The sequence below is a fragment of the Herbaspirillum sp. NPDC087042 genome (assembly GCF_044745245.1).
Taxonomy (GTDB): domain Bacteria; phylum Pseudomonadota; class Gammaproteobacteria; order Burkholderiales; family Burkholderiaceae_D; genus Herbaspirillum.
In genome coordinates, this window is the sequence record NZ_JBIUZW010000008.1 from 81,076 (window position 1) to 105,169 (window position 24,094).

Genomic DNA, 24,094 nt, shown 5'->3' on the forward strand with positions numbered 1-24,094 from the left:
GACCTCCGTCCCTTGTCATTTCCATCGTATCGCCCCGGAGACACGCTTCCAGCCTCCCGTCGAGGCCGGCCGAAGAACCAAGTCAGCATGAATTGAAATATTGCCATGTCCGGTCCCGATTTCACCCGATCCCTGTTGCAAGTCAGCGTGCGCGCTGACCGCTCCATCTGGCCCCGGCTGGGGCTGCTGGCCATGTGGCTGGGCGTGTCGCTGGTGCTGCTGGCGGCCATCACGGTGCGGGTGGACCTGTGGGCGCAGTACGTGGTGGCCGGTTCCTCGGTGGGGCTGATGCTGCTCATGCGCAAGCTCGGCTATGTGCGTCGGCTGCGCGTGTTCTTCCTGCTGATCTCGGCCTTCCTGATGCTGCGCTACATGTGGTGGCGCACCTTCCATACGCTGGTCTACGACAACTTCTTCGATTTCTGCTTCATGATCGCGCTCTACCTGGCCGAGGTCTATGGCACCGGCATTGCGCTGCTGAGCTTCTTTGTGAACATCCATCCGCTCAATCGCCAGTCGCCGCCGCTGGACCTGGATCCGGCCCGGCTGCCCACGGTGGACGTGCTCATCCCGACCTACAACGAACCCAGTTCGCTGCTGGAGGTGACCCTGCGCGCGGCGCTGGACATGCGTTATCCCGGCACCCACCTGAAGGTCTACCTGCTCGACGACGGCGGCACCGTGCAAAAGCGCAACCAGGCGTCGCCGGCGGGTGCGGCCGAGGCCTTGGCGCGACACATCGAGCTGCAGGAACTAGCCCGCCGCCATGGTGCGCAATACCTCACCCGCGAGAAGAACCACAACGCCAAGGCCGGCAACATCAACGACGCGCTGGCCCATTGCCATGGCGACCTGGTGCTCATCCTCGATGCCGACCACGTGCCGACCGTGGACTTCCTGGAGAAGACCGTCGGCTTCTTCCAGGAAGACACCAAGCTCTATCTGGTGCAGACGCCGCACTTCTTCATCAACCCCGATCCGGTTGAAAAGAACCTCGACATGTTCGGTCGCATGCCGCCCGAGAACGAGATGTTCTACGCGGTGATCCAGCGCGGCCTGGACTTCTGGGACGGTGCCTACTTCTGTGGTTCGGCTGCGGTGATCCGCCGCTCGCATCTCGACGAGGTGGGCGGTATCGGTGGCGTCTCCATCACCGAAGATGCCGAGACGGCCATGAAGCTGCATGCCAAGGGCTATCGCAGCGCCTACCTGAACGAGCCGCTGATCTCCGGCCTGCAGCCCGAGACCTTCGCCAGCTTCATCGTGCAGCGCCTGCGCTGGACCCAGGGCATGGTGCAGCTGTTCCTGCTGCGTAACGTGTTCACCATGAAGGGCCTGTCGATTCCGCAGAAGCTCTGTTATTTTTCCAATACTTTTTACTGGTTTTTCAGTTACGCGCGCGTGATGCTGCTGCTGGCGCCGATGGCCTACCTGGTGCTGGGGCTGCGCTTCTACAGTGCCAGCATCCCCGAGTTCTTCGGCTACGGCCTGCCAGCCATGGTCGGCGCCATCATGACCTCGGACTACCTGTTCGGGCGCTATCGCTGGACGCTGGTGTCGGAACTGTACGAAATGCTGCAGTCGCTGTTCTCGCTGCGTGCCATCTACCTGGTGCTGAAGAATCCGCGTGCACCCAGCTTCAATGTCACCCCCAAGGGCGAGCACCTGGAGGAGGACACCATCTCGCACCTGGCAGGTCCTTTCTATTTCGTTTATGCTGCCATCGTAGTTACGTTCGTGGTGGGGGTGTGGAAACTGTTCCATGCCAATGAGCACCAGGACGTGATCGTCTCGGCCCTGTGCTGGGACGTGCTCAACCTGATCATCCTCAATGCCTGCATCGGCGTGCTCTATGAGCGCAAGCAGCGGCGTGCTTCGCCGCGCGTGCCGGCCAATCTGGATGGGCGCGCCGGCGTGATGCAGCCGGGTTCGGTCGAAGGCAGGCAGCGGCTTGCCGAGGCCCTGGCGTGCCGGGTGCTCGATGTATCTTCCGGCGGTGCCTTGCTGCAATTCGACATGGCGGCGGCCGGGCGGGTCAACTTGCTGATGAATGGCCTGCGCGTGCACAACGCCGCCCTGGGTCATGACAGTCTCCTGCCCATCGAGGTGCGCAGCAGTTACGCCTCGCCGGACAAGCAGCATTTTCTGGTGGGCGTGCGCTTTACCGATCGTAGCGTCAAGGGCCTGTCCGAGACCGTGGCCCTGTCCTCCGGTGATAGCGCCCGCTGGGCGGATTACCGTGCCTCGCGCAGCATTCGCCAGGGCGTGTTCGGCAGTATCGCCTTGCTGGTGCGGCTGGGCCTGGTCCATGCAGGCGGCCAGTATGTCCTGTTTGCCAAGGGCCTGGCCAGTTACCTGCAGCGGCATCTGCTGGCTCCGGTGCTGGCGATCCCGCTGGTGGCGTCCATGCCGTATCGCGTCAAGCGTATCTATCATCACCTGACTCACTGAGCTGCCATCATGATGCCCATGTCCAAGATTCTTGCGAGTGTGCTTCCGGCCTTGCTGTTGCATGCACTGGTGCAGGCGGCACCACCGCCGACGACGCCAGGCCAGCCGGTCGCCGCTGCGTCTGTAGCACCGGCCCCGGCGCCTGTGCCTGCGCCGACCACCCAGGGGCGCGAGATCCGCTTGGCCGACATGGGTGGCAAGCCCGGCGCCATGCGCCTGACCCGCCTGGATGGCGCGGCGATGATCAGCATCCCGGTCGCGCGTCGCGAATCGCTCAAGTCCGCGATGCTGCATCTGGTGGCGACCAATTCGATCGCGCTCAACAGCCGCTCGCAACTGCTGGTGCGGCTCAATGGCAAGACGGTGGCGCAGTTGCAGCTTTCGGCACGGCAGCCCGAGATCACCGCCGATATCCGCCTGCCGCTGGAGATGCTCAAGCCGGGCTACAACCAGTTGATCTTCCGCGTGGCCCAGCATAGCCAGGACAACCAGTGCGAAGACCCCAACGCTCCCGAGCTGTGGACCGAGATCGACACCGCCCAGTCCACCCTGCGCCTGCAATCCGAGCTCAAGCCGGTGACGCCCCTGCTGTCGGATCTCAATGACCTGTTCGATCCCAAGCAGAACCTGGCGCAGAAGTTCAACATCATCACCGCCACCCACCCGGATACCGACGATGCCCTGACGGCCGGCGGCATGGTGGCCCAGGGCATCGGCTTGAAGCTGCGCTACGTGCTGCCACCCATCACCCAGGTCGATGCGCGCGCCGGTAGCGGCACAGGCCCGGTGCCGGGCTTGCAGCTGGCCGGACTGAGCGACGCCGACAACGTCCTGGTCGGCACCGCCGACGAACTCAAGCCCTACCTCGATGCGCGCATCGTGGCCCAGATCCGTGGCAGTTTCCTGGGCATCTATCCCATGCCCGATGGTCAGCATGTGATGCTGGTGGTCTCCGGCACCGATGCCCGCCAGGTCACGCGCGCGGCACAGGTGTTTGCCTGGCAGCACCTGGAGTTCCCGCAGCAGGCGCAGTGGAACATCAGCGACTTCACGCCGCCGGAGTTGCCCAACTACCGGCCGCAGGCCAATGTCGCCACCGAGGGTACCTACAGCTTCAAGCAGCTGGGCTTCAATACCGCGCCGATCACCACCGTCTCGCCGGCGGAAGTGAATGTCAACATGCCGCCGGACGTGTATGCCCAGGAAGATGCGCAGATGGAGTTCCACCTGAACTTCTCGCAGGGCGCCATCATCAATTCGAGCATGGTCATCAACGTCTATCTCAATGATGTCTTCCAGCGCGCCATCCTGGTGGAGGAGCGCCAGGGCGGCTACTACGACAACTACCGGATGAGCCTGCCGCTGCGCCACTTCAAGCCGGGCAACAACGTGCTGTCGTTCCGTCCCGTGATCATGCCCAACCACCAGTGCGACCAGACCGGCGCGCTCTACATGAGCCTGTTCGACGATTCCACGGTGAAGGTCCCCTTCATCTATCGCTTCGCCCAGTTGCCGGACCTCTCGCGCTTTGCCAGCAACGTGTTTCCCTACGTGGTCCATAGCGATGGCAACCAGATGAGCCTGGTCGTGGCCGGTCATGACAGTGACACCATCGGCGCGGCCTGGACCCTGCTGGCCAAGATCGCGCAAAAGCAGACGGTGCCGATGGCGGCCGCCCAGGTCACCTTCGGCAAGCCCACCGTCAATCGCCATGCCATCGTGGTCGGTAGCGTGGGGAGCTTGCCCACTGACATGCTCAAGGATGCGCCCTGGACGCTGGAGAAAGACATGATCTTCGCCGGCGCCTCCATCCCGGTGGCCACGCCCACGGCCGAATCGAACTGGCTGCATCAGCAATTCAAGAGCATTGCCGGCACCAACCGCAGCAATACCGAATCCACCTACCTCAACACCAGCGTGGCCGGGGATGCGCAACTGAGCCGGCAGCTGCTGGTGATGCAGTTCCGCTCGCACCTGATCGACAAGAACACCGCCACCGTGTTCGTCTCGGGCAACCCCGAGCAACTGCTGCAGGGCATGCGCCAGATGGTCAGCCCCGCCTATTGGGATAACCTGGCCGGCGACGTGGCCTTGCTCTCCTTCGGCAAGCCGGAGCTGACCACCCAGCGTATTGGCGCCACGTATGACCAGGGCAGCATCGGCGGCCCGCAGTATCTGGGCTACATGGTCTCCCGGTATCCGTGGATCTGGTATTGCATCGTCATGCTCGCCTTGCTGGTCTTGGCATGGCTCTGCTGGCGCCAGCTGCGCGCACACCTGCGCCGCCGCCAGGGACAACGCAACATCGAGATCTGAGCATGAGGCCGCTGCTCCGGCATCCCCATCGTGCCTGGCTGCTGGGCCTGCTGGCCGGGATGCCGGTGGCGCAGGCACAGCAGGCCAATGTCACCAGCGTGCAGCGCCAGGACCAGGCGGTCCAGGTGCGGCGCGCCGAGGGCGCGGGCCAGGCACGGCAGGCCGATGGCACCCAGGCGGTGCGCTCGGTGCAGCAGGCACTGAAGTCTCGCGGCGAGCAGCAACGACGGGATCTCGCCGAGACCCGGCGGCGCGAGCAACAGGCGGTGCTGCCGCGCTCCATCGAGGAGCCCGCTGATACCACGGAAAAAGCCGCGTCCGATGCAGCGGCGCCGGGCGTAGACGAGAGCAGCCTGTGGGCGCTGCTCAAGCGCCACGACCTGGCAGGCTTCGACCGCCAGCTGGCGCGCACGCGTGCGCAGGAGCGATCGTGGACGCCCTCGGCGGCCATGCTGGCCGAACGCGCCAGGCAGCAGCAGGACGTCGAGATCGAACGCGTTTTCGCCTACGCCCGCAGCGGCGGCCCGGTGGGCGCACTGACCAGCAGCCAGTTGCAGGCGCTGGTGACGCAATACCCGCAAGAGTTTTCGTGCCAGCGCATCGACCGCCTGTGGACGGCGGCCGAGATCTTTGCCCGCGCCGGACGCAAGGAGGAGGCGCTGGCCCTGTACCGCTCGGTCTTCCCCGATTGCACCCCGGCGGACAATCGCATCGCCACCCTCTACATGGCCCAGCAGACCCTGGGCGCCGACAGCGAGGCCGTGACCGCCCTGATCGCGCTGGAGCAGCAGGGCGGGCAGCGCGATGCCGCCGCCCAGGCGCGCCTGCAGCGCATTCTCTACGACCGCCAGCTGACCCGTCTGGCTGCACTCGATCCTGCCAGCGCAGAGGCTGCACTGGCCTTGCCGGCCATGTCCGCCGATATCCTGGCCTACCAGGATGCGGCCACGGCCACGCTGGCCGGCTGGATCATGCTGGGACAGCATCAGGCCGAGCAGGCCCAGGGCTGGTTCCAGCAAGCCCTGCAATGGCAGCCCGGGAATGTCGATGCGCAGATGGGCCTGCTGCAGATCCGCCTCGATGCCGGCGATATCGGCGGCGCCGAGTCCCTGCTGGCGCGTGCGGAAGTGGCCGCCGATCCGCGTGCGCGCGGCCAGCGTGCACGGCTGGCCTTGCTGCGTGCCGACCACTTCAATCAGGACAAGGATTTCGATGCCAGCCTGCGCGCGCTGGATGAGGCCGAACAGCTGGGCGCCACCAAGGCCCAGACCACACCGCTACGCGCCTGGAGCCTGTACGGCAAGACCCGCTATGAAGAGGCATCGTCCCTGTTCGCCACGCAGTACCGCGCGACGCAAGACGCCCGCATGGCCGAAGGCTGGGCCTTGTCGGAGAACGCGCGTGGCCGCCTGGATCAACTGGCCGCCAGCAAGGAGGCCGGGCAGGCGCCGCTGTCGACCTATGTGCTGGCGCTGCAGAGCCAGCAGTCGTACTACCGCAAGCAGTTCGTGACCGCCCATGCGCTGCAGCAGCGCGCCGTCTCGGAGGCACAGGCCAGCATGGACATGGCCGCAGACGGGCAGGAATCGGCGGGAGAGGATCTGCGCAAGAGCGTGCAAGCCTATCTGCATGACGAGCTGCAAGGCATCACCGCGGCTTCCCTCACCCTGGGCGTGAGCTATGCCAACCACGCCGGCATCGATGGACAGGGGCATCTGGAAACCCTGGCACCGACCGTGCATGCGCAATGGTTCGGCGGCGCCGACCAGACGCGCCAGTACGACCTGCGCCTGCGTAGCCTGCGCCTGCAAGCCAATACGGTCACGCCCGACGCCGTGGCACAGGCCCTGGGCACGCCGGCCACGGCACAGCAGTCGGGGCTGGCCAATGTGCGCGAGCTGTGGTTCGGCGTCCAGGACAGTGTCTGGCTGACCGAGCTGGGCCGGCTGGCCTGGCAGGCCGCTGCCGGTGTCACCGATGGCGGCGTGGCCGGCACCGACCTGCACGGCCAGGCCAGCGTGGGCCAGCAGACCGCCTGGGGCAGCTGGATGGCCTATGCCGGCAGCAACCCGGTGCGCGATTCGCTGCTGTCCTGGCGCGGCCAGTCCATGGCGGGCAGCGGCCAGTGGTGGGGCGATGTGCGACGCGCTGCCCTGGGCGCCAAGACGCTGTGGCAGTTCGCGCCGCGCTGGAGCCTGTCGGGCAATGCCGAGCTGGCCAGCTTCAGCGGCCACAACGTGCAAGGCAACCGCGCCGTGGCGCTGGATCTCGGCGCCGGCTACGATCTCAAGCTGGACGGTTTCGACTACTTCAATGTCGGCCCGGCACTGCACTACCTGCACTACGACAACAACCAGAACCAGTACGGCTGGGGCCTGGGCGGCTACTACAGCCCGCAGCGCTCCCTCAGTACCGGCATCGCCACCCAGTTCCTCACCCCGGAAGGGCGCCAGTCGCAGCTGTCGGGCAACCTGGAGCTGGGCTGGAACACCGCCGCGCAAGCGGCCGCAGCCTGCCTGCCAGTGCCGTATCGCGGCGCCAGCGCCGGTGGCGTCGATTGCGGTTATGCTGGCAGCAGTGATCGCGGCGCCTACGCCCATGTGCAAGTGGCCGCGGTCAAGCGACTGGCGCCACGCTGGCAACTGGGCGTGCAAGGCGATGTCAATCTCACGCCGGGACGCGATCGCCAGTATGCGGCGATGGTCTTCCTGCGTTACTTCTTCGAGGACCGCGCCGCCGTGTTCAGTCGCGACCTGCCAACGAGCACGCGTGATTTCTCCGCCCAGATGGATGATGGACGATGACCCTGGAATCCCCCAAGCGACGCCGGCTGTTGCAGGCCGGCGCAGCGTTGAGCCTGCCGGCCCTGGCTGCGTTGCCGGCGATGGCCGCTGACCCGAATACCGCGGCCTGCCCGCACAACTGGCCGCAATGGGAGGCGTTCGCACGGCGCCACCTGCAGGCCGACGGCCGCATCATCGACTACGCCGTGCCACAGCAGCAGAGCACCTCCGAGAGCCAGTCCTACGGCATGTTCTTCGCCCTGGTCGCCAATGATCGCGTGCGTTTCGAGCGCATCTGGCGCTGGAGTCGCGACAACCTCGGCGCCGCTGGCGAGCATCTGCCGGCCTGGCAATGGGGCAAGCGTGACGATGGCAGCTTCGGCGTGCTCGACCCCAACGCCGCTGCCGATGCCGACCTGTGGTTCGCCTACAGCCTGCTGGAAGCCGCGCGGCTATGGCAGTTGCCCGCCTATGCGCAAGCCGCGCAGGCCCTGCTGGAGCAGGTCAAGGCCCAGGAGGTGCGCAACATGGGCGCACTGGGACCGATGCTGCTGCCGGGGCCGCAAGGCTTCGAGGAAAGCCCGCAGCGCTGGCGCCTCAATCCCAGCTACCTGCCGCTGCCGGTGTTGCGCCGCCTGGCCGCCGCCGATCCGGGCGGGCCATGGGACAAGATGGCCCCGGCCACGCTGGCGCTGGTGACGCAGGCGTCACCGCATGGCTTTACACCCGACTGGCTGCTCTACGACACCAGCCAGGGCGTGCAGCCTGATACCGCACGCTCGGTACTGGGCAGCTACGACGCCATCCGCGTCTACCTGTGGGCGGGGCTGACCGATGAAGCCGACGTACTGGCCGCACCCTTGCGCAAGGTACTGGCGCCAATGCTCGCGGCCACGATCAATGGCGGTGCGCCGCCCGAGAAATGCAATACGGTCACCGGCACCACCGAAGGGCAAGGCCCGGTCGGTTTTTCGGCGGCACTGCTGCCCATGCTGGCGGCATCCCGGCAGGACGATGCACTGAAGATGCAGCAGCAATCGGTGCAGCAGCGCTGGGACGCCTGGCATCAGGACGAGCAGGACCAACCCGGTGGCGCCGACGTCGGCGAATTCAATTACTACAACAGCGTGCTCACGCTCTTTGGCCTGGGCTGGGTGCAAGGCCAGTATCGCTTCGATGGCGCGGGCCGCTTGCAGCCGGCCTGGGCCTGCTCACAATAAAAAAAGCCCGCCATGAAGGCGGGCAAATACTGGAACTTGATATCGAAATGATTTATATCATTTACGGCAATTCTTCTTACTTCTGCGCGGGTTCCCTGAAATAGATCCGGCGCGGCAGGCCCCACAACAGCAGCGCCGCGCCCAGCAGGCATTCCAGCGCCACCACGTACAGGCCGATGGCAGCACTCCCGGTCAGGTCGCGGATCTTGCCGACCATGTAGGGCGTGATGATGCCGCCCAGCTGTCCCACAGAATTGATCAGGGCGATGCCGGCCGCAGCGGCTGCACCGGTCAGCACGCGCGGTGGCAGGATCCAGAACAGGCCGATGCCGGCGATGATGCCGGTGGCTGCGGCCGACAGGGCCACCACCAGGATCACCGTGTTATTGCCGAACCAGGCGCTAGCGGCATAGCCGATGGCGCCCATCAGCGCGCAGGCAGCCAGGTGCCAGCGGCGTTCGCCGGTGCGGTCGGAGTTGCGGCCGATGACGATCATGCCCAGGCCCGCGCACAGGTAGGGCACCATGGAGATGAGGCCGATGATGAAGGTGTCATCGGTGCCGGCCGACTTGATCAGTTGCGGCATCCAGAACACCAGTCCATAGATGCCCGAGGCCAGCATCAGGTAGATCAGCGACATGACGATGGTGGTCGGTTGCTTGAGCGCCGCGCCGAAGGAATGCGAAGCCTCGCTGCGCGGTTCGGCGGCGATGCGGTCTTTCAGCAGCTGCTTTTCTTCGGGCTTGAGCCAGCGCGCATCCTCGATGCGGTCATCGATGACCAGATAGCACACCACCCCCAGCAGGATGGAAGGAATGCCTTCCAGCAGGAACAGCCATTGCCAGCCATGCAGGGTGCTCACCCCATGGGTGAACTTCATGATGCCGCCCGAGATCGGACCGCCGATGATGCCGCACACCGCGATGGCCGCCATGAACAGGGAATTGATACGACCCCGGCGCACCGACGGGAACCAGTTGGTGAAGAAGTACAGCGCGCCCGGCACGAAACCCGCCTCCAGGCTGCCGATCAGGAAGCGCAGCACATAGAAGCTGGTCTCGCTGGAGACGAACATCATGGCCGCCGAGGCGATGCCCCAGGTCACCATGATGCGGGCGATCCAGCGCTTGGGACCGACCTTGTGCAGGATCATGTTGCTGGGCACCTCGAATAGGAAATAGCCCACGAAGAAAATGCTCGCCCCGAGGCCGTAGACGGCGTCGGAGAAGCCCAGGTCGGTCTGCATCTGCAGCTTGGCGAAGCTGATGTTGACGCGGTCCAGGTAAGCAAAGACAAAGCAGATCATCAGCAGCGGCACGAAGCGCCAGGTGATCCTGCTGTAGAGCCGGGATTCTTGCAGGTCCGACGCGGTGGCCGGATAGGACATGGAAGTCATGGGGGAAGTCTCCTAGATGCGTTCAATGGAATAGGCGCAACGATCCGTCGCCTGCCCGCAAGGCGGGAGGACGATTCTTGTAGTTGTTCTGTGGTCTTTCGTGGAAGCGGCCGATGGAAGCATTCCATCGGCCGCCGGTGAAACAGGCCTGTCAGGCCGGCATCAGTAGGTCGCGCGACCGCCCGAGAGGTCGAACACCGATGCGGTGGTGAAGGAATTCTCTTCCGACACCAGCCAGGCCACCATCGCCGCCAGCTCTTCCACCTTCACGAAGCGTGCGCGCGGGATCTTGGAGAGCATGTAGTCGATGTGCGCCTGGGTGCACTGTTCCAGGATGCGGGTTTGCGCCGCCGCCGGGGTGATGGCATTGACGGCGATGTTCTTGGTCGCGGTTTCCTTGCCCAGGCTCTTGGTGAGGGCAATCATGCCGGCCTTGGCGGCGCTGTAGGCCGAGGCGGTGGGATTGCCTTCCTTGCCGGCGATGGACGCGATGTTGACGATGCGGCCGTAATTCTGCGCGATCATGCGCTGGACCACTACCTGGTTGACGTAGAAGGCACCGTTGAGGTCGATGTCGATGACGCGGCGCCATTCTTCCGGCGAATAGTCAGCCACCGGATTATTCTGTCCTGCAATACCGGCGCTATGCACCAGGATGTCGATGGACTGGGTCAGCTTCTCGGTGGCCTCGATGGCCTTCTTGACGTCAGCCTCGCTGGAGATATCGACCTTGATGGTCTCGACATGACCCAGCGCTTCGAGCTTGTTGCGGGCGGTGGCCAGCGCCTGCTCGTCCATGTCCCACAGCACGACCTTGGCGCGGCCTTGCAGCAAGCGTTCGGCCACGGCATAGCCGAAGCCCTGGGCGCCGCCGGTGATGATGGCGCTGCGGCCCTGGAAATCGTAATGATTCATTGAGTTCTCCTTCCCTGTTTCTTGATTGGGGTGGCGCAGGCCGCGTGGGCCTGCGCATCATTGTTTTTCTTATGAGTGGGGGTGACGCGGGGGCCGCAAGGCTTAGGCGTCGATGGTCTTCTGCTGTTGCTCACCCAGGCCATCGATGCCCAGGCGCATGACCTGGCCGGCGCGCAGGTAGACCGCTTCCGGCTTGACGCCCATGCCCACACCCGGCGGCGTGCCGGTGGAGATGACGTCGCCCGGCTGCAGGCTCATGAAGCGCGACAGGTAGGACACGATATGGGCCACGCCGAAGATCATGGTGCTGGTGCTACCGTTCTGGTAGCGCTTGCCATCGACTTCCAGCCACATGCCCAGCTTCTGCGGATCGGCGATTTCATCGCGGGTGACCAGCCAGGGGCCGATGGGACCGAAGGTATCGCAGCCCTTGCCCTTGTCCCAGGTGCCGCCGCGTTCGATCTGGTATTCGCGCTCGGAGACGTCGTTGACCACGCAATAGCCGGCCACGTGGGACAGGGCGTCCTTCTCGTCGATGTAGGTACCACCCTTGCCGATGACCACGCCCAGCTCGACTTCCCAGTCGGTCTTCTTGGAGCCGCGCGGGATCTTGACGTTGTCGTTGGGACCGACCACGGCCGAGGTCCACTTGTTGAACACCACCGGTTCGGCGGGGATGGGCAGGTTGGATTCGGCGGCGTGATCGGCGTAGTTCAGGCCGATGCAGATGAACTTGCCGATGTTGCCCACGCAGGCGCCGATACGCGGATTGCCATCGACCAGGGGCAGGCTGTTGATATCCAGGGCGCGGATCTTGGCCAGGGACGCTTCGTCCAGGGCGGCACCGTTGACGTCCTTGATATGAGCGGAGAGGTCGCGGATCTTGCCGGACTGATCCAGGATACCGGGCTTTTCTTGGCCAACCGGGCCGTAACGCAGGAGTTTCATCGTTGTTTCCTTGGGGAAAAAGAGTGTCTCGGAATGGCGCCCTGGCGCGGCCCCGGCAGCAATGCGGGGGAGGGCGTGGGACGGCCTGCTTGTTTTTCAGGCGTCGATAATACCAGTTTATTGGTAAGACCAATAGGCCAATTGACATCCGGGAAGGGAAAACGGGGCGCGAATGGTCCATCGCGCCCCGGCGCCAAGACGGCGCAAGGACAGGAGGGGGAGGGGCGGCTAGACGATCAGAACGTGGCCCACTCCTCTTCCTTGGCCTGTTGTTGGGCCGCAGGGCGGTGGCCCAGGCGGCCGGGCGCGACATGGGGCACGGCGGGAGGCACCACAGGTGCGCTTGGCCGGGTAGTGCGTGGCTCGTCCTGGTAGCCGATCGCCGTCTGTCCCAGGTTGAAGACGCTGACGATCTGGGCCAGGGTGTCGGCCTGCTCCTGCAAGGCGCGCGAGGCGGCGGCGGCTTCTTCGACCAGCGCGGCATTCTGCTGCGTGACGTCGTCCATCTGCATGATGGCCTGATTGATCTGCTCGATGCCGGAGGTCTGCTCCATGCTGGCCGACGTGATCTCGCCGATGATCGCCGTCACCTTGCGCGAGTTCTCGACGATGCCACCCATGGTCGTGCCGGCCTGATCGGCCAGGCGCGCGCCTACGGCGACCTTTTCCACCGAATCCTCGATGAGGCTCTTGACTTCCTTGGCGGCCGCGGCCGAGCGTTGCGCCAGGTTGCGCACTTCGCTGGCGACCACCGCAAAGCCGCGCCCCTGCTCACCCGCCCGGGCTGCCTCGACCGCAGCGTTGAGTGCCAGGATGTTGGTCTGGAAGGCGATGCCGTCGATCACGCTGATGATGTCCGCCACCTTCCTGGATGAATCGTTGATGGCGCTCATCGTATCGACCACCTGGGCCACCACTTCACCACCTGCCAGCGCCACGGTGGAGGCGTCCGAGGCCATTTGCTTGGCTTCCAGGGCGTTGTTGGCGTTGTGCTTGACGGTGGAGGTCAGCTCTTCCATCGACGATGCCGTTTCTTCCAGTGCGCTGGCCTGCTGTTCGGTGCGGGCAGACAGGTCCAGGTTGCCGGTGGCGATCTGACGCGAGCCGGTGGCGATGCTCTCGCTGCTGGTGCGCACCGTCTGTACCACCTCGCGCAGCGATGTTTGCATCATGTGCATGGCGTTGACGACGCTGCCTTCGCGCGCATGGCGAGTGTCGATGTGGGTACCCAGATCACCCGCGGCGATGGCATCGGCGGCGGCGGCCACGTCGCGCGGCTCGCCACCAAGTTGACGCGTCAGGTTGCGTGAGATGAGCAGCCCCAGGGCAACGCCGAAGAGCACTCCGCCGAAGGTCAGCGCCAGCAGCAGGGTACGAATGTGCGCGTAGATCAGGTCGGTCTCATCGTTGAGGCGGTCGGCGTTGTTCTTCTTGACCTCCATCATCTTGGTCATGCTCTCTTCGGCTTCATTGGCCAGTGGGCGTACCGAGGAGAACAGGCGACCAGTGGATTGGCGGACTTCGGCCAGCGGCTCCTTGCGTAGTTCGTCAGCGGTGGCCATGACGGCCACCCTGTAGTTGGCGAACGCTTGTTTGGCCCGGGCCACCAGCGCCAGGCCTTCGGGGGTATTGAAGCGTGATTCGGCGGCTTGCAATGCCAACGCGGCATTGTCCAGGTGCTTGCCAAGGTTGTTCAGGCTGGCCTCGCGTTCTTCCATGGAATCCGCCAGCATGGCCGAACGGATGGCGCGACTGGATGAGCTCAGGTCCAGCGTCGCCTGCGCGGAATGGCGCAGGCCGACCACCTGCATTTCATACATATCGGTCGCCATGTCATTGATCTGACCTGCCTTGAGTATGCCAATGGTGCCGATGGTGGCGCCGATGAGCGCAACGATCATGAAGCCACCGATGAGTTTGTGGCTGACTTTCAGATTGGTGAACCAGTTCATTACTGCCCCTTTTTGAACAAATTGCGCTGCGTCGCGCCGCTCATGTTGACTGCACAGCTTGACGGATGTGGTCTTGTCCAGATTGCGCCTGGCGCATGGGAACCTGTGGATCGGCCTCATCGGGTGAGTGGATCTGCCTGGGTCGGTGCAGGGAGGGTGAGGCGGGGAGAATGGGAGGGCTTTCCGACCAGGCGTAATCCGGGAATCACCGTCGACGTACGATCTTTTGTTCTTCTCGTGTCTGGCCTGCGGGACTGTATTACAGATGGGCGGCAGCGTTTAGCCCCTTTGGGATTGAAAGATTCTTTGCAGAATTGGCCTAATCAAGGCAGTTGGACGGATCGATGCGGAGAATTGGCCTATTCTTCGGCTAGCTCTCATGACGAGTTACGCAGGCGGAAAAATTGTCCAGTTGCTCGCAATTCGTACTGGTACGGGCTTTGTGACTCGGGGTGCGGGTCATTAGTAAAATAGTTGTTGTTTATGAATTATCAATAATAATTAATTATTAATGTAATTTTCTCGACCTAATCAATCCCCAACTCCTGTATTACATTCCGGTCTTGACGTGCTTTTGCTGTCGATCTTGACCTTTCAGGAAACATGAAGCGATGACGACGGGATTTTGCGCTCGTCCAATTTGTCCTGGATCGGGTAAGCAATCCGGGTTGCCTGATTCGAATGCAGGGCCGACAGCAGTGAGCCGGCCAAGCAGAGAGGCAGCTCACATTTGGACAATAAAATCTAGTCCGTACAATCCGTCATGCCAGGGAATCAGTTTAACTACATCATGTTGCGATAAAAGAAGATCACAGTGCGCCGCAGCCGGGATTGCGCTGCGTCGCATCAGTAAATTCAGTCAATGAGAAAACTTGGAATAGACGATTTGGCGCGAATGGCGACATTCGCGCGCGTGGTCGAACTGGGCGCTTTTTCTCGCGCCGCCAAAGCCCTGGGACTCACCACTTCCTCGGTCAGTCAGCACGTCAGGGCGCTTGAATTGTCATTACAGGCCACATTGCTCAACCGCTCCACCCGCAAGCTCAGCCTGACCGAGGCGGGAACGCTGTTCTACAAGCATTGCTCCCACATCGTCATGGCCGCCAGCGAGGCCGAGCAAAGCATCGCCGTGCTCAACAATGAGATGGTGGGGGAGCTGCGCATTGCGGTATCGAGCTTCATGTCCACCCAGTACCTGATTCCGGCACTGCGTGATTTCATCCGCCACAATCCCAGGATCAAGCTGCGTTTCGAAGTCGCTGACCACAACATCGACCTGATCGACCAGCGCATTGATCTGGCGCTGCGTGCGGGGCGCAACCGCCAGCCTGGCGATATTTTCCTCACGCATTTCAGCGATGTGTTGTGTGCCGCGCCCAGCTACCTGGAGAGCCGGCCGCCGATTCATTCGCCGGTGGACCTGCTGCATCATGATTTCCTGCTCTTCAATCCCCATGGAGAACCCAGCTTCCTGGAATTTTCCAATGAGGCCAGCGGAACGGTGAGGGTGCGACTGCAAGCGCGTATCAGCGCCAACCATGCACGTTCGCTGCGCTTTCTCGCCGTCGATGGACACGGCATCGTGCGCCTGCTGGAGAACAAGGCCGATGATGATCTCAAGGCCGGACGCTTGATGCGAGTCCTGCCGGAATGGTCGCTGGGTGGCTTCGATGTCTACGTGACCGTGCGCCATCGGGACAACATGCCCGCCAAGGTCAGGCAGTGCCTGGAGCATATCCAGCATTACTTCGATAGGAGCCCGAGGCCCGGTGTCGCGGCTCCGGCATCCTCTTGAGCCAGCTCTTGATGGCGCTGGCGTGGGTTCTCGCAGGAAGGGGTAACTGGTCGACAAAAGCGCGGCCTCCCGGAAGGAGGGCCGCGCCACGTTTTACTTCATCGGTCAATCGCGTCGGGTTTTACCACAGAGCTCACTTCACCCCCGCCGACACCGCCATCCGGTCAAAATCCCCATCCAGCTTGTCCAGCGACGCCGCAATGCGCTGCTTGTGCGCCTTGATCCAGGCGTCCTGCTGCGTCACGCGCGCATTGGCTTCGCGCAGCATGCGGTCCATCTCGGCCGGTTGCGGGCCGCCGACGGTGGCGCGGTTGCGCACGATGGCGACCGGGTCGAGGGTGCTGCGGAACTCCTGTTCCGACATCGGCAGCGTCTGCGGGAATTCCGAATTCAATACCGCTTCATGGTAGATGCGCTGCGCGTCTGCATACGGGAAATCAAGCGGGCGGATATCGTGGGCCTTGGCGTATTCCACCACCTCCGAGGCGAAGTGGTGACCCACCCGGAACGGCAGCTTGTACTTGCGCATCAGCACATCGGCCAGCTCCTGCGAGGCAGTCCAGTCGCTGTTGAGTTCTTCCAGCGCGCGCTTGGGATCGATCACCAGCGCGCCCAGGATGCTCTCCCAGTTCTTGAGCACCTTGGCCGTATTGAGCACCATCTCCTTGTTGGGTTTCACGTCCTTGGGGTCGCTCATGCCGGGCGGGATGTTGTGGGCAACGATGGCAATGCCCATGCCCTCGGAGAGCACCATCGAGGCATCGCGCCGAGTGCTGTTGAGCAGGCCGGGATTGCGCTTCTGCGGCATGGCCGAGGACACATAGGTGTTGGCGCCGCCTTCCTGCAGCAGGATCCACGGGCGCGGCTGCGCATATTGCGTCATCACGTCCTGGACGAAGGCGCCGGCATGCAGGGCGATGGAGGAGACGACGGCGCCGGCTTCCACCGGGCCATCCACGGCCGAGAGTTGCGCGGCGTCATAGGCGTTGTCGACGATGGCGGCAAAGCCCAGGTAGTCGGCCATGCGCTGGCGATTGAGCGGCCAGCTGGTGCCGTTGAGGACGGTGGTGCCCATGGCCGAGCGGTCCAGGCGCGCATAGGCTTCGCGCAGGCGTTGCGCATCGCGGTCCAGCGCGGCGGCAAAGCCCAGCAGGTAGTGGCCGTAGCTGTTGGGCTGCGCGGCCACGCCATTGGTGTAGTTGGGCACGATGGTGTCGCGCTGGCTGGCCGCCAGCTTGACCAGGGCGGCGGTGGTGGCGTTGAGCTGGGTGGCCAGGGTCAGCAGGTCTTCACGCAGGATGGCCGCGCGCAACGTGGCCAGCATGTCCTGGCTGGAGCGGCCGGCATGCAGCAGCGTGATCTGCGGGCCGGCGGCCTGGATCAGCAGCGGCTCGAAGGTGATCACCAGCGTCGGGCGCTTGGCGCCGGGCAGCTCGCCATCGGCCAGCACCTTGCGGATACCCTTGACCACCAGCGGCGTCATCGACTTGTCCAGCAAGCCTTCGTCGGTATTGATGACGGCGCTGGCCTTGTTGATTTCGCCTAGCCAGAAGAATTCATCGTGGCGCGCGGTTTGCTGGGCGTGCAGTGAGGCTGTGCTGCCCAGCAGGGCGGCGGCGAGGGCGAGGGTGGTGAGCTTGGGCAATGCAGTCTCCTGGGTGTGCGTCTGGCGAGGTGGGTGTGAGTACTTGTTGGAATATGCCGCCAACCGTTGATGAAAACGGCTGGCAGGGCGCCTATCTTAGCGGGCAATCGCGATTCTTTTTTTTCCTGCTGCCGTTAAGCGCCATGGATGGCGCCGCAGGTAGGATATACTGTTCATCCATACAGTTATTCATTTCCCGTCACCGCAATGCCCGCCGCCGCTGACTACCGCTTCTACTACCTCGGCAATTTCCAGCAAGTGCTGGACTGGATCGCCCAGCGCTACGATGATCTTCTGAGCGACGCGGAGCGCGACTTCATGGCGACCTTCTCCGACTTGCCCCTGGCGGCGCGCGCGCTGTTCGTGCGCATGATGATGCGCCGGGGCGAGTTCTTCCGCGCCAGCAAGCTCGACTATCCCGAGATCGGCGACCCGTTGCAGGCGGCTGCCGCTTTGCCCGCCGCCTGGCTGGGCTATGACCCAGTGCTAACGCTGGAACAGGTGTTCGAGCTCTCGACCAAGCCCGAGCTGGTCCGGTGTTTTTCTCCGGGCGGCGCCCTGAAGTCGGCGCGCAAGAGCGAACTGCTGGCGCGGCTGGGCGAGGATCCCGCCCACGCCCGAGCGCGTCCTTGGTCGCAGTGGCAGGTGGGCGGCGCGGATGTGCTCCTGCACCTGCGGCAACAGGCCCTGTGTGATCGGCTGCGCCTGATGTTCTTCGGCAACCTGCGCCAGGACTGGAGCGAATTCGTGCTCGCCGACCTGGGCATGTTCCGCTATGAGCGCATCGCCTTCGCGCCGCAGGCACGGGGTTTCCGCAGCCGCGCCGATATCGACCACTACCTGCACCTGCATGCCTGCAAGGAGCGCTACCACGCTGGCGAGGCGCCGGCCGCGATCCTGCCGGCGCTGCTGGCGGGCGTGCCGGCAGGCGGCTACGACAATGCCTGGCTGGCCAGTCGTTTCGATCGCCTGATGTTCCAGCTGGGCCAGGCGTTCGAGAAGGCGCAGGACTGGGTGCAGGCCCAGGCCGTCTATGCGGCCTGCCGCTATCCCGGTGCGCGCGCCAGGACGGTGCGCGTGCTGGAAAAACACGGCAAGTTCGGCGGCGCCCATGCCTTGCTGCAGGAGGCCTTGCGTGCCCCCGAGAGCGAGGCGGAGCGCCAGCACCTGCTGCGCATGGCGCCGCGCCTGGCACGCCAGCTGGGGCATCCGCCGCCATCACGCGAGGTGGCGCCGGTGGTGGCGCGCATGGACCTGGTCCTGCCACCTACGGGGCAACGTGTCGAGGCGGTCGTGCAGGCACACCTGCATGGCACGCAGGCGCAGGTCTTCTATGTCGAGAACACGCTGGCCACGGCCCTGTTCGGCTTGCTCTGTTGGGACGCCATCTTCGCGGCGACGCCGGGTGCCTTCTTCCATCCCTTCCAGCGTGGGCCGGCCGATCTCTACAGCGCTGACTTCCACGCGCGCCGACAGCAGGAATTCGCGCATTGCCTGGCTCGTCTCGATGATGGCAGTCATTGCCAGGCCATCCTCGCCACCTATGACGCCAAGCTCGGCCTGCAGTCTTCCTTCGTGGCCTGGGACGGGTTGTCGCGGGAGCTGTTGGTCATGGCGCTGGACTGCATTCCGGCAGCGCACCTGAAGCTGTGGTGCCTGCGCATCCTGGAGGATGTGCGCGAGAACCGCAGCGGCTTTCCCGACCTGATCCAGTTCTGGCCGGATGAGCAGCGCTATCGCATGATCGAGGTCAAGGGACCCGGTGATCGCCTGCAGGACAACCAGCAGCGCTGGCTGGCCTATTGTGCCCGTCACGACATGCCGGTCTCGGTGTGCTACCTGCAATGGATGCCGGAGGCGGCATGAGCGAGGGCACACGCTATACCGTCTCGGTGCGGGCCCTGTGCGAGTTCACCGCCAAGCAAGGCGACCTCGACCTGCGCTTCACGCCCACGCCGACCGCGCAGGAGGGCATGGCCGGTCACGCCGTCGTGGCCAGCCGGCGCGGCGAGTCCTACCAGCGCGAAGTGGCGCTGGCGGGCGAGCATGGCCCCCTGCTGGTACGCGGTCGTGCCGATGGCTACGACCCCACGCGGACCCTGCTGGAAGAGGTAAAGACCTATCGCGGCCAGCTGGCCAGCGTCCCCGACAATCATCGCCACCTGCACTGGGCGCAGTTGCGTGTCTATGGGCATCTGCTGTGCCAGAAGGAGGGGCTGGACAGTGTCAACTTGGCGCTGCTGTATTTCGATATCGGCAGCCAGGAGGAGACCCGCTTCGAAGAAAACCGCAGTCGCGCCGAGCTGGCGGCGATCTTCGCGCAACAGTGCGAGCGCTTTATGGCCTGGGCCGAGCAGGAGCTGGCGCACCGTGGCCAGCGCGATACGGCACTGCAGGCGCTGCGCTTTCCGTATGGCGATTTCCGGCCCGGGCAGCGGCAACTGGCCGAGGCGGTCTTCCGTGCCCAGGCCAGCCGGCGCAACCTGCTGGCCCAGGCCCCGACCGGGATCGGCAAGACCCTGGGCACCCTGTTCCCGGCGCTCAAGGCGGCGCCCTCGCAGCAGCTGGACAAGATCCTCTTCCTGGCCGCCAAGACCCCTGGCCGGCAACTGGCGCTGGATGCCCTGGCCAGCCTCAAGGGCGATACCGGCCTGCCGCTGCGCGTGCTAGAACTGAGCGCCCGCGACAAGGCCTGCGCCTACCCGGAGCGCCTGTGTCGCGGCGACTCCTGTCCACTGGCGCAGGGCTTCTATGATCGCCTGCCGGCAGCACGCGCAGCCTGCCTGGAGGCCCCGCTGCTTGATCGCCAGGTCGTGCGCGAGATCGCCCTGCAGCACCAGGTCTGCCCCTACTACCTGGGCAGCGAGATGACGCGCTGGAGCGATGTCATCGTCGGCGACTACAACTACTGGTTCGACGGCGGCGCCATGCTCTATGCGATGGCGCAAGCCCACGACTGGCGCGTGAGCGTGCTGGCCGACGAGGCCCACAACCTGGTGGCGCGTGCCCGCAGCATGTACAGCGCCCAGTTGCATCGCGCTGGCCTGCGCGCGGCCCGTGCCGTGGCGCCGCCCGTGGTGGCCAAGGCGCTGGAGAAGCTGGGTCGCACCTGGAGCGCCACCGGCAAGAAGGCCCTGCTGCCCTATCAGGTGCTGGAGAGCATCCCGCCCAAGCTGGTCGATGCCCTGAGCGCCAGTGTCAGCGCCATCAGCGAACACCTCGCGCAGGTCGCGGTGCCGCTGGAGCCGCCGCTGCGCGATTTCTACTTCGAGGCCATGGCTTTCGTGCGGCTGGCTGAATCCTTCGGGCCGCATTCCTTGCTGGACATCACCCGCGAGGACGAGCGCAATACCGTGCTCTCGATTCGCAACGTGGTGCCGGCGCCTTTCCTGGGGCCACGCTTTGCCCAGGCCCATGCCACCACACTGTTCTCGGCCACGCTGGCGCCCTGGCACTATTTCGCCGACCTGCTGGGCATGCCGCAGGACACGGCCTGGATCGATGTGGAATCGCCTTTCCAGGCCAGTCAGCTGGAGGTGCGGGTGGCGGCCGATATCTCGACCCGCTGGCAGGGCCGGGCGGCGTCGGTGGCACCGATCTGTGCGCTGATGGCGCGCCAGTATCATGAGCGGCCGGGCAACTACCTGGCCTTCTTTTCCAGCTTCGACTACCTGCAGCAGGTGCGCGACGCCTTCGAACGTGCGCACCCGGATATTCCTGTCTGGCAGCAATCGCGCCGCATGAGCGAGGCCGATCGCGATGCCTTCCTGGCCCGCTTTGCCGTGGGCGGGCAGGGCATCGGCTTTGCCGTGCTGGGAGGTTCCTTTGGCGAGGGTGTGGACCTGCCGGGCGAGCGCCTCATCGGCGCCTTCGTCGCCACGCTAGGACTGCCGCAGGTCAATCCGGTCAACGAGCAGTTGCGCCTGCGCATGGATGCGCTCTTCGGTACTGGCTACGACTACACCTATCTCTACCCCGGCATGCAGAAGGTGGTGCAGGCGGCTGGGCGCGTCATCCGCACCGAGTCCGATCGCGGAACGGTCTGGCTGATCGACCAGCGCTTTGCCCAGCCCCGTGTGCAGGCCTTGTTGCCGGACTGGTGGGTCGTGGAAGGGCAAGAGGTCGATGTACGCCCGGATCAGCTCGTTTGATGTTGTTTGTATACGCAATGCGTAAATAATTTGATTTAAATGGCGCGCTTGTCTATCATTCTGCGCATGGATATCGCACAACAAGTCTTTCTGCGCAACGCATTGCGTAGTCTCAACATGACCCGAGAGGGTTTTTCGCAGCGCATAGGCTGTACCAAGCGCGCCCTGGATACCTGGCTGCTCCCCGACGAGTCGCGCGAGTTCAGGGCCATGCCGGAGATGGCGCGGCGCTTCATCTCGGAGATCCTGCAATCCCATGCCGGCCAGGCCAGCCCGCAGGAAGGCGCGCCAGGCAGCGGGGCAGGGGAGGCACTGCCCAGGGAGTTCGGTCGCCTGAGCCACCTGCTCTCGGTCGAGCAGTTCACCCGGGACTCGGCCGAACGACTGTGTACCCTGGCCGATGCCATGCAGCCCATCGCGCGCCGGCGCAAGGTCAGCCGCGTGCTGGAAGGGGCGGTACTGGCCAACCTGTTCTTCGAGGCCAGTACCCGCACCCGCCTGAGCTTCGCCTCGGCCTTCATGCGCCTGGGCGGGTCGGTGTGCGATACCACCGGTTTCACCTATTCCTCCATGGCCAAGGGCGAGTCCATTGCCGATACCAGCCGCACCATCAGCGGCTACGCCGACGTGATCGTGGTACGTCATCCCGAACAGGGCTCGGTGGCGCAGTTCGCCGCCGCTACCAATGTACCGCTGATCAACGGCGGTGATGGCGCAGGGGAGCACCCGACCCAGGCGCTGATCGATCTCTACACGGTACAGCGCGAGTTCTCGCGGCTGGGCAAGCTGGTCGATGGCGCCCATATCGTCATCAGTGGCGACCTCAAGTACGGCCGCACGGCGCACTCGCTGATCAAGCTGCTGTCGCTCTACAAGGCGATGCGCTTCACGCTGGTGTCACCGCCCTCGCTGGAGATGCCGGAAGACATTGCCCAGCTGATCGCCCTGCGCGGCCACGATGTGGTGGTGGCCGATCGTCTGGAAGATGCCCTTCCCGGTGCCGACGTGGTCTACACCACGCGCATCCAGCGCGAGCGGCTCACCGGCGAGCGCATCGACGCCTATCTCTCCGCCTTCGAGATCAACCGCAAGGTGATCGACCAGTACTGCAAGAAGGATGTGATCGTGATGCACCCCTTGCCACGCGACAGCCGTCCCGGCGCGCATGATCTCAATACCGACCTGGATGGCGATGCACGCCTGGCGATCTTCCGCCAGACCGACAACGGCGTGCCGGTGCGCATGGCGATTTTCGCCACCGTGCTCGGCGTGGATGGCATCGTGCAGCGCTCGTTGCATGACGCTGCCTGGGCAGTGCCGCAGGCGATCGGGCCGCATGACCTGGCCATCGATGAGTTGCCCTATGCGGTCAGCTCGACTCCCGCACCACAATCCTGAACCCCACATCGACAATGCGCTGCGCCGGCTCCTGCCCGGCGATCCGCTGCAGCAGCGCTTCGGCCGCCAGTTCACCGATGGCCTGGCGGTCGACCTTGACGGTGGTCAGGGCAGGGTAGGTGTGGGCGGCAAAATCGAAATCGCCAAAGCCGATCACGCCTAGTTGTTGCGGGATGCGCAGGCCCCGTGCCAGTGCCTCGGTCAGCACGCCGTGGGCCAGCGGGTCGCTGCCGCAGGCGATGGCGTCCAGCGCGTGGCCTTGTTCGATCAGCGTGGCCAGGCCTTCCCGGCCATGCTGCAGGGTGGCCGGCGAGGCGCTCAGGATGCTGGCTACGGGGGCGACGCCATGGCGCTGCAAGGTCTCGGTAAAGGCCTGGCGACGGCGCGTGGAGCGGTCGTCGTCCAGCCACAGCATGGCGATCTTGCGGTAGCCGCGCTCCAGCAGGTGGGTGGCCATGGCCTCGCCCACCTTTTCATGCGAAAACCCCACCACCATGTCGATCGGCGACAGCGACTGGTCCCAGATCTCCACCACCGGGGCGCCGGTGGAGATGATCTTCTGGCGCGTCTCCGGGGCATGCCGGATGCCGGTCAGCACGATGCCATCGGGGCGCCTACTCAGGATGGCCGAGATCAGCTCTTCTTCCCGCGCATTGTAGTAACCCGACAGGCCCAGCAGGAGCTGGTAGTTGGCCTGCCACAGGCGGTCCGACAAGGCCTGGATCGTTTCCACGAAGATGGAGTTGGAAATCTGCGGCACGATCGCCGCGATCAACCGGGTCTTGCTGCCTGTCAAGGCGCCGGCCAGCTGGTTGGGGATGTAGCCGGTGATGCGCACTGCGCGCTGTACCGCTTCCACGGTATGCGGCTTGACCAGCTCGGGTTTGTGGATGGCGCGCGAGACCGTGATGGGCGATACCCCGGCTACCCGCGCCACATCCTTGAGCGTCACGGCCATACGGTTGGGCAGCGCGCCCAGTGACTCGCCATGGGTGGCAAATTCTTCGATGAAGGGCGGGGGAGACTCGGTCGGTTTCATGATGCGTGGCAAGGTCGGCCCGGCGCCAGTGCGCGCGGCTGCCTATGATAGCGCAATCAAAATTCGATTGACCTTTTTCCATTAG

Annotated in this window: 14 protein-coding genes; 8 read left to right on the forward strand and 6 right to left on the reverse strand. The window is 64.5% G+C overall.

Annotation, left to right across the window (positions count from 1 at the left end; genetic code table 11):
* Positions 1 to 105 precede the first annotated feature (105 nt).
* Genes bcsA through bcsZ form a run of 4 tightly spaced genes read left to right on the forward strand, consistent with a single transcriptional unit; the run spans position 106 to position 8,770 of the window.
* Positions 106 to 2,451 carry a UDP-forming cellulose synthase catalytic subunit gene (gene bcsA, locus ACIPHN_RS12675; protein ID WP_400436610.1) on the forward strand — a complete coding sequence of 782 codons (2,346 nt, stop codon included), beginning with the start codon at positions 106 to 108 and terminating at the stop codon, positions 2,449 to 2,451.
* Positions 2,452 to 2,469: 18 nt separating this feature from the next.
* Positions 2,470 to 4,767, forward strand: a complete 2,298-nt coding sequence (locus ACIPHN_RS12680) for a cellulose biosynthesis cyclic di-GMP-binding regulatory protein BcsB (protein ID WP_400436612.1) — start codon at positions 2,470 to 2,472, stop codon at positions 4,765 to 4,767.
* Between the two features lie 2 nt (positions 4,768 to 4,769).
* Entirely contained in the window at positions 4,770 to 7,571 is a 2,802-nt protein-coding gene (locus tag ACIPHN_RS12685) for a cellulose synthase subunit BcsC-related outer membrane protein (protein ID WP_400436614.1), read from the forward strand.
* The gene (gene bcsZ / locus ACIPHN_RS12690; RefSeq protein WP_400436616.1) at positions 7,568 to 8,770 is read left to right on the forward strand and encodes a cellulose synthase complex periplasmic endoglucanase BcsZ; all 1,203 of its coding nucleotides are present in this window, start codon (positions 7,568 to 7,570) and stop codon (positions 8,768 to 8,770) included. The genes ACIPHN_RS12685 and bcsZ overlap by 4 nt, the downstream gene beginning before the upstream one ends.
* A gap of 76 nt (positions 8,771 to 8,846) precedes the next feature.
* Here the strand turns inward: bcsZ and ACIPHN_RS12695 are convergent, their stop codons facing one another.
* The 4 genes from ACIPHN_RS12695 to ACIPHN_RS12710 all read right to left on the reverse strand — a co-directional run bounded on the left by ACIPHN_RS12695 (position 8,847) and on the right by ACIPHN_RS12710 (position 13,981).
* Positions 8,847 to 10,166 carry an MFS transporter gene (locus ACIPHN_RS12695; RefSeq protein ID WP_400436619.1) on the reverse strand — a complete coding sequence of 440 codons (1,320 nt, stop codon included), beginning with the start codon at positions 10,164 to 10,166 and terminating at the stop codon, positions 8,847 to 8,849.
* Positions 10,167 to 10,328: 162 nt separating this feature from the next.
* On the reverse strand, positions 10,329 to 11,081 hold the full coding sequence (locus tag ACIPHN_RS12700) for an SDR family oxidoreductase (protein WP_400436620.1): 753 nt from the start codon (positions 11,079 to 11,081) through the stop codon (positions 10,329 to 10,331).
* 102 nt (positions 11,082 to 11,183) lie between these two features.
* On the reverse strand, positions 11,184 to 12,029 hold the full coding sequence (locus tag ACIPHN_RS12705; RefSeq protein ID WP_400436622.1) for an ureidoglycolate lyase: 846 nt from the start codon (positions 12,027 to 12,029) through the stop codon (positions 11,184 to 11,186).
* Between the two features lie 236 nt (positions 12,030 to 12,265).
* Positions 12,266 to 13,981: a methyl-accepting chemotaxis protein gene (locus ACIPHN_RS12710; protein WP_400436624.1), complete on the reverse strand. Its 1,716-nt coding sequence runs from the start codon at positions 13,979 to 13,981 to the stop codon at positions 12,266 to 12,268.
* Between the two features lie 895 nt (positions 13,982 to 14,876).
* Here ACIPHN_RS12710 and ACIPHN_RS12715 point away from each other — a divergent pair.
* Positions 14,877 to 15,776 carry a LysR family transcriptional regulator gene (locus ACIPHN_RS12715; protein WP_400436626.1) on the forward strand — a complete coding sequence of 300 codons (900 nt, stop codon included), beginning with the start codon at positions 14,877 to 14,879 and terminating at the stop codon, positions 15,774 to 15,776.
* Between the two features lie 133 nt (positions 15,777 to 15,909).
* Here the strand turns inward: ACIPHN_RS12715 and ACIPHN_RS12720 are convergent, their stop codons facing one another.
* Positions 15,910 to 17,421 (reverse strand): lyase family protein, encoded by a 1,512-nt coding sequence (locus ACIPHN_RS12720; protein ID WP_400436629.1) that lies wholly within the window; start codon positions 17,419 to 17,421, stop codon positions 15,910 to 15,912.
* 207 nt (positions 17,422 to 17,628) lie between these two features.
* On the opposite strand from ACIPHN_RS12720, the gene ACIPHN_RS12725 reads away from it, so the two are divergent.
* The 3 genes from ACIPHN_RS12725 (at position 17,629) to ACIPHN_RS12735 (ending at position 22,970) form a co-directional block, all read left to right on the forward strand.
* Positions 17,629 to 19,287, forward strand: a complete 1,659-nt coding sequence (locus ACIPHN_RS12725; RefSeq protein ID WP_400436632.1) for a VRR-NUC domain-containing protein — start codon at positions 17,629 to 17,631, stop codon at positions 19,285 to 19,287.
* Complete coding sequence (locus ACIPHN_RS12730; RefSeq protein WP_400436634.1) at positions 19,284 to 21,572, forward strand: helicase C-terminal domain-containing protein; 2,289 nt, start codon at positions 19,284 to 19,286, stop codon at positions 21,570 to 21,572. The genes ACIPHN_RS12725 and ACIPHN_RS12730 overlap by 4 nt, the downstream gene beginning before the upstream one ends.
* A gap of 66 nt (positions 21,573 to 21,638) precedes the next feature.
* Positions 21,639 to 22,970, forward strand: a complete 1,332-nt coding sequence (locus ACIPHN_RS12735; RefSeq protein ID WP_400436637.1) for an aspartate carbamoyltransferase — start codon at positions 21,639 to 21,641, stop codon at positions 22,968 to 22,970.
* Here ACIPHN_RS12735 and ACIPHN_RS12740 read toward each other — a convergent pair.
* Positions 22,942 to 24,009, reverse strand: coding sequence for a LacI family DNA-binding transcriptional regulator (locus tag ACIPHN_RS12740; protein ID WP_400436639.1), 1,068 nt, complete (start codon positions 24,007 to 24,009; stop codon positions 22,942 to 22,944). The genes ACIPHN_RS12735 and ACIPHN_RS12740 overlap by 29 nt on opposite strands.
* Positions 24,010 to 24,094: the final 85 nt, after the last annotated feature.

Bases quoted from the DNA above. Each gene is read 5' to 3' on its own strand.
- bcsZ (WP_400436616.1), top strand. From the start codon at position 7,568: ATGACCCTGGAATCCCCCAAGCGACGCCGGCTGTTGCAGGCCGGCGCA.
- ACIPHN_RS12700 (WP_400436620.1), bottom strand. From the start codon at position 11,081: ATGAATCATTACGATTTCCAGGGCCGCAGCGCCATCATCACCGGCGGC.
- ACIPHN_RS12715 (WP_400436626.1), top strand. From the start codon at position 14,877: ATGGCGACATTCGCGCGCGTGGTCGAACTGGGCGCTTTTTCTCGCGCC.
- ACIPHN_RS12685 (WP_400436614.1), top strand. From the start codon at position 4,770: ATGAGGCCGCTGCTCCGGCATCCCCATCGTGCCTGGCTGCTGGGCCTG.
- ACIPHN_RS12695 (WP_400436619.1), bottom strand. From the start codon at position 10,166: ATGACTTCCATGTCCTATCCGGCCACCGCGTCGGACCTGCAAGAATCC.
- bcsA (WP_400436610.1), top strand. From the start codon at position 106: ATGTCCGGTCCCGATTTCACCCGATCCCTGTTGCAAGTCAGCGTGCGC.
- ACIPHN_RS12710 (WP_400436624.1), bottom strand. From the start codon at position 13,981: ATGAACTGGTTCACCAATCTGAAAGTCAGCCACAAACTCATCGGTGGC.
- ACIPHN_RS12740 (WP_400436639.1), bottom strand. From the start codon at position 24,009: ATGAAACCGACCGAGTCTCCCCCGCCCTTCATCGAAGAATTTGCCACC.
- ACIPHN_RS12730 (WP_400436634.1), top strand. From the start codon at position 19,284: ATGAGCGAGGGCACACGCTATACCGTCTCGGTGCGGGCCCTGTGCGAG.
- ACIPHN_RS12705 (WP_400436622.1), bottom strand. From the start codon at position 12,029: ATGAAACTCCTGCGTTACGGCCCGGTTGGCCAAGAAAAGCCCGGTATC.
- ACIPHN_RS12735 (WP_400436637.1), top strand. From the start codon at position 21,639: ATGGATATCGCACAACAAGTCTTTCTGCGCAACGCATTGCGTAGTCTC.
- ACIPHN_RS12680 (WP_400436612.1), top strand. From the start codon at position 2,470: ATGTCCAAGATTCTTGCGAGTGTGCTTCCGGCCTTGCTGTTGCATGCA.
- ACIPHN_RS12725 (WP_400436632.1), top strand. From the start codon at position 17,629: ATGCCCGCCGCCGCTGACTACCGCTTCTACTACCTCGGCAATTTCCAG.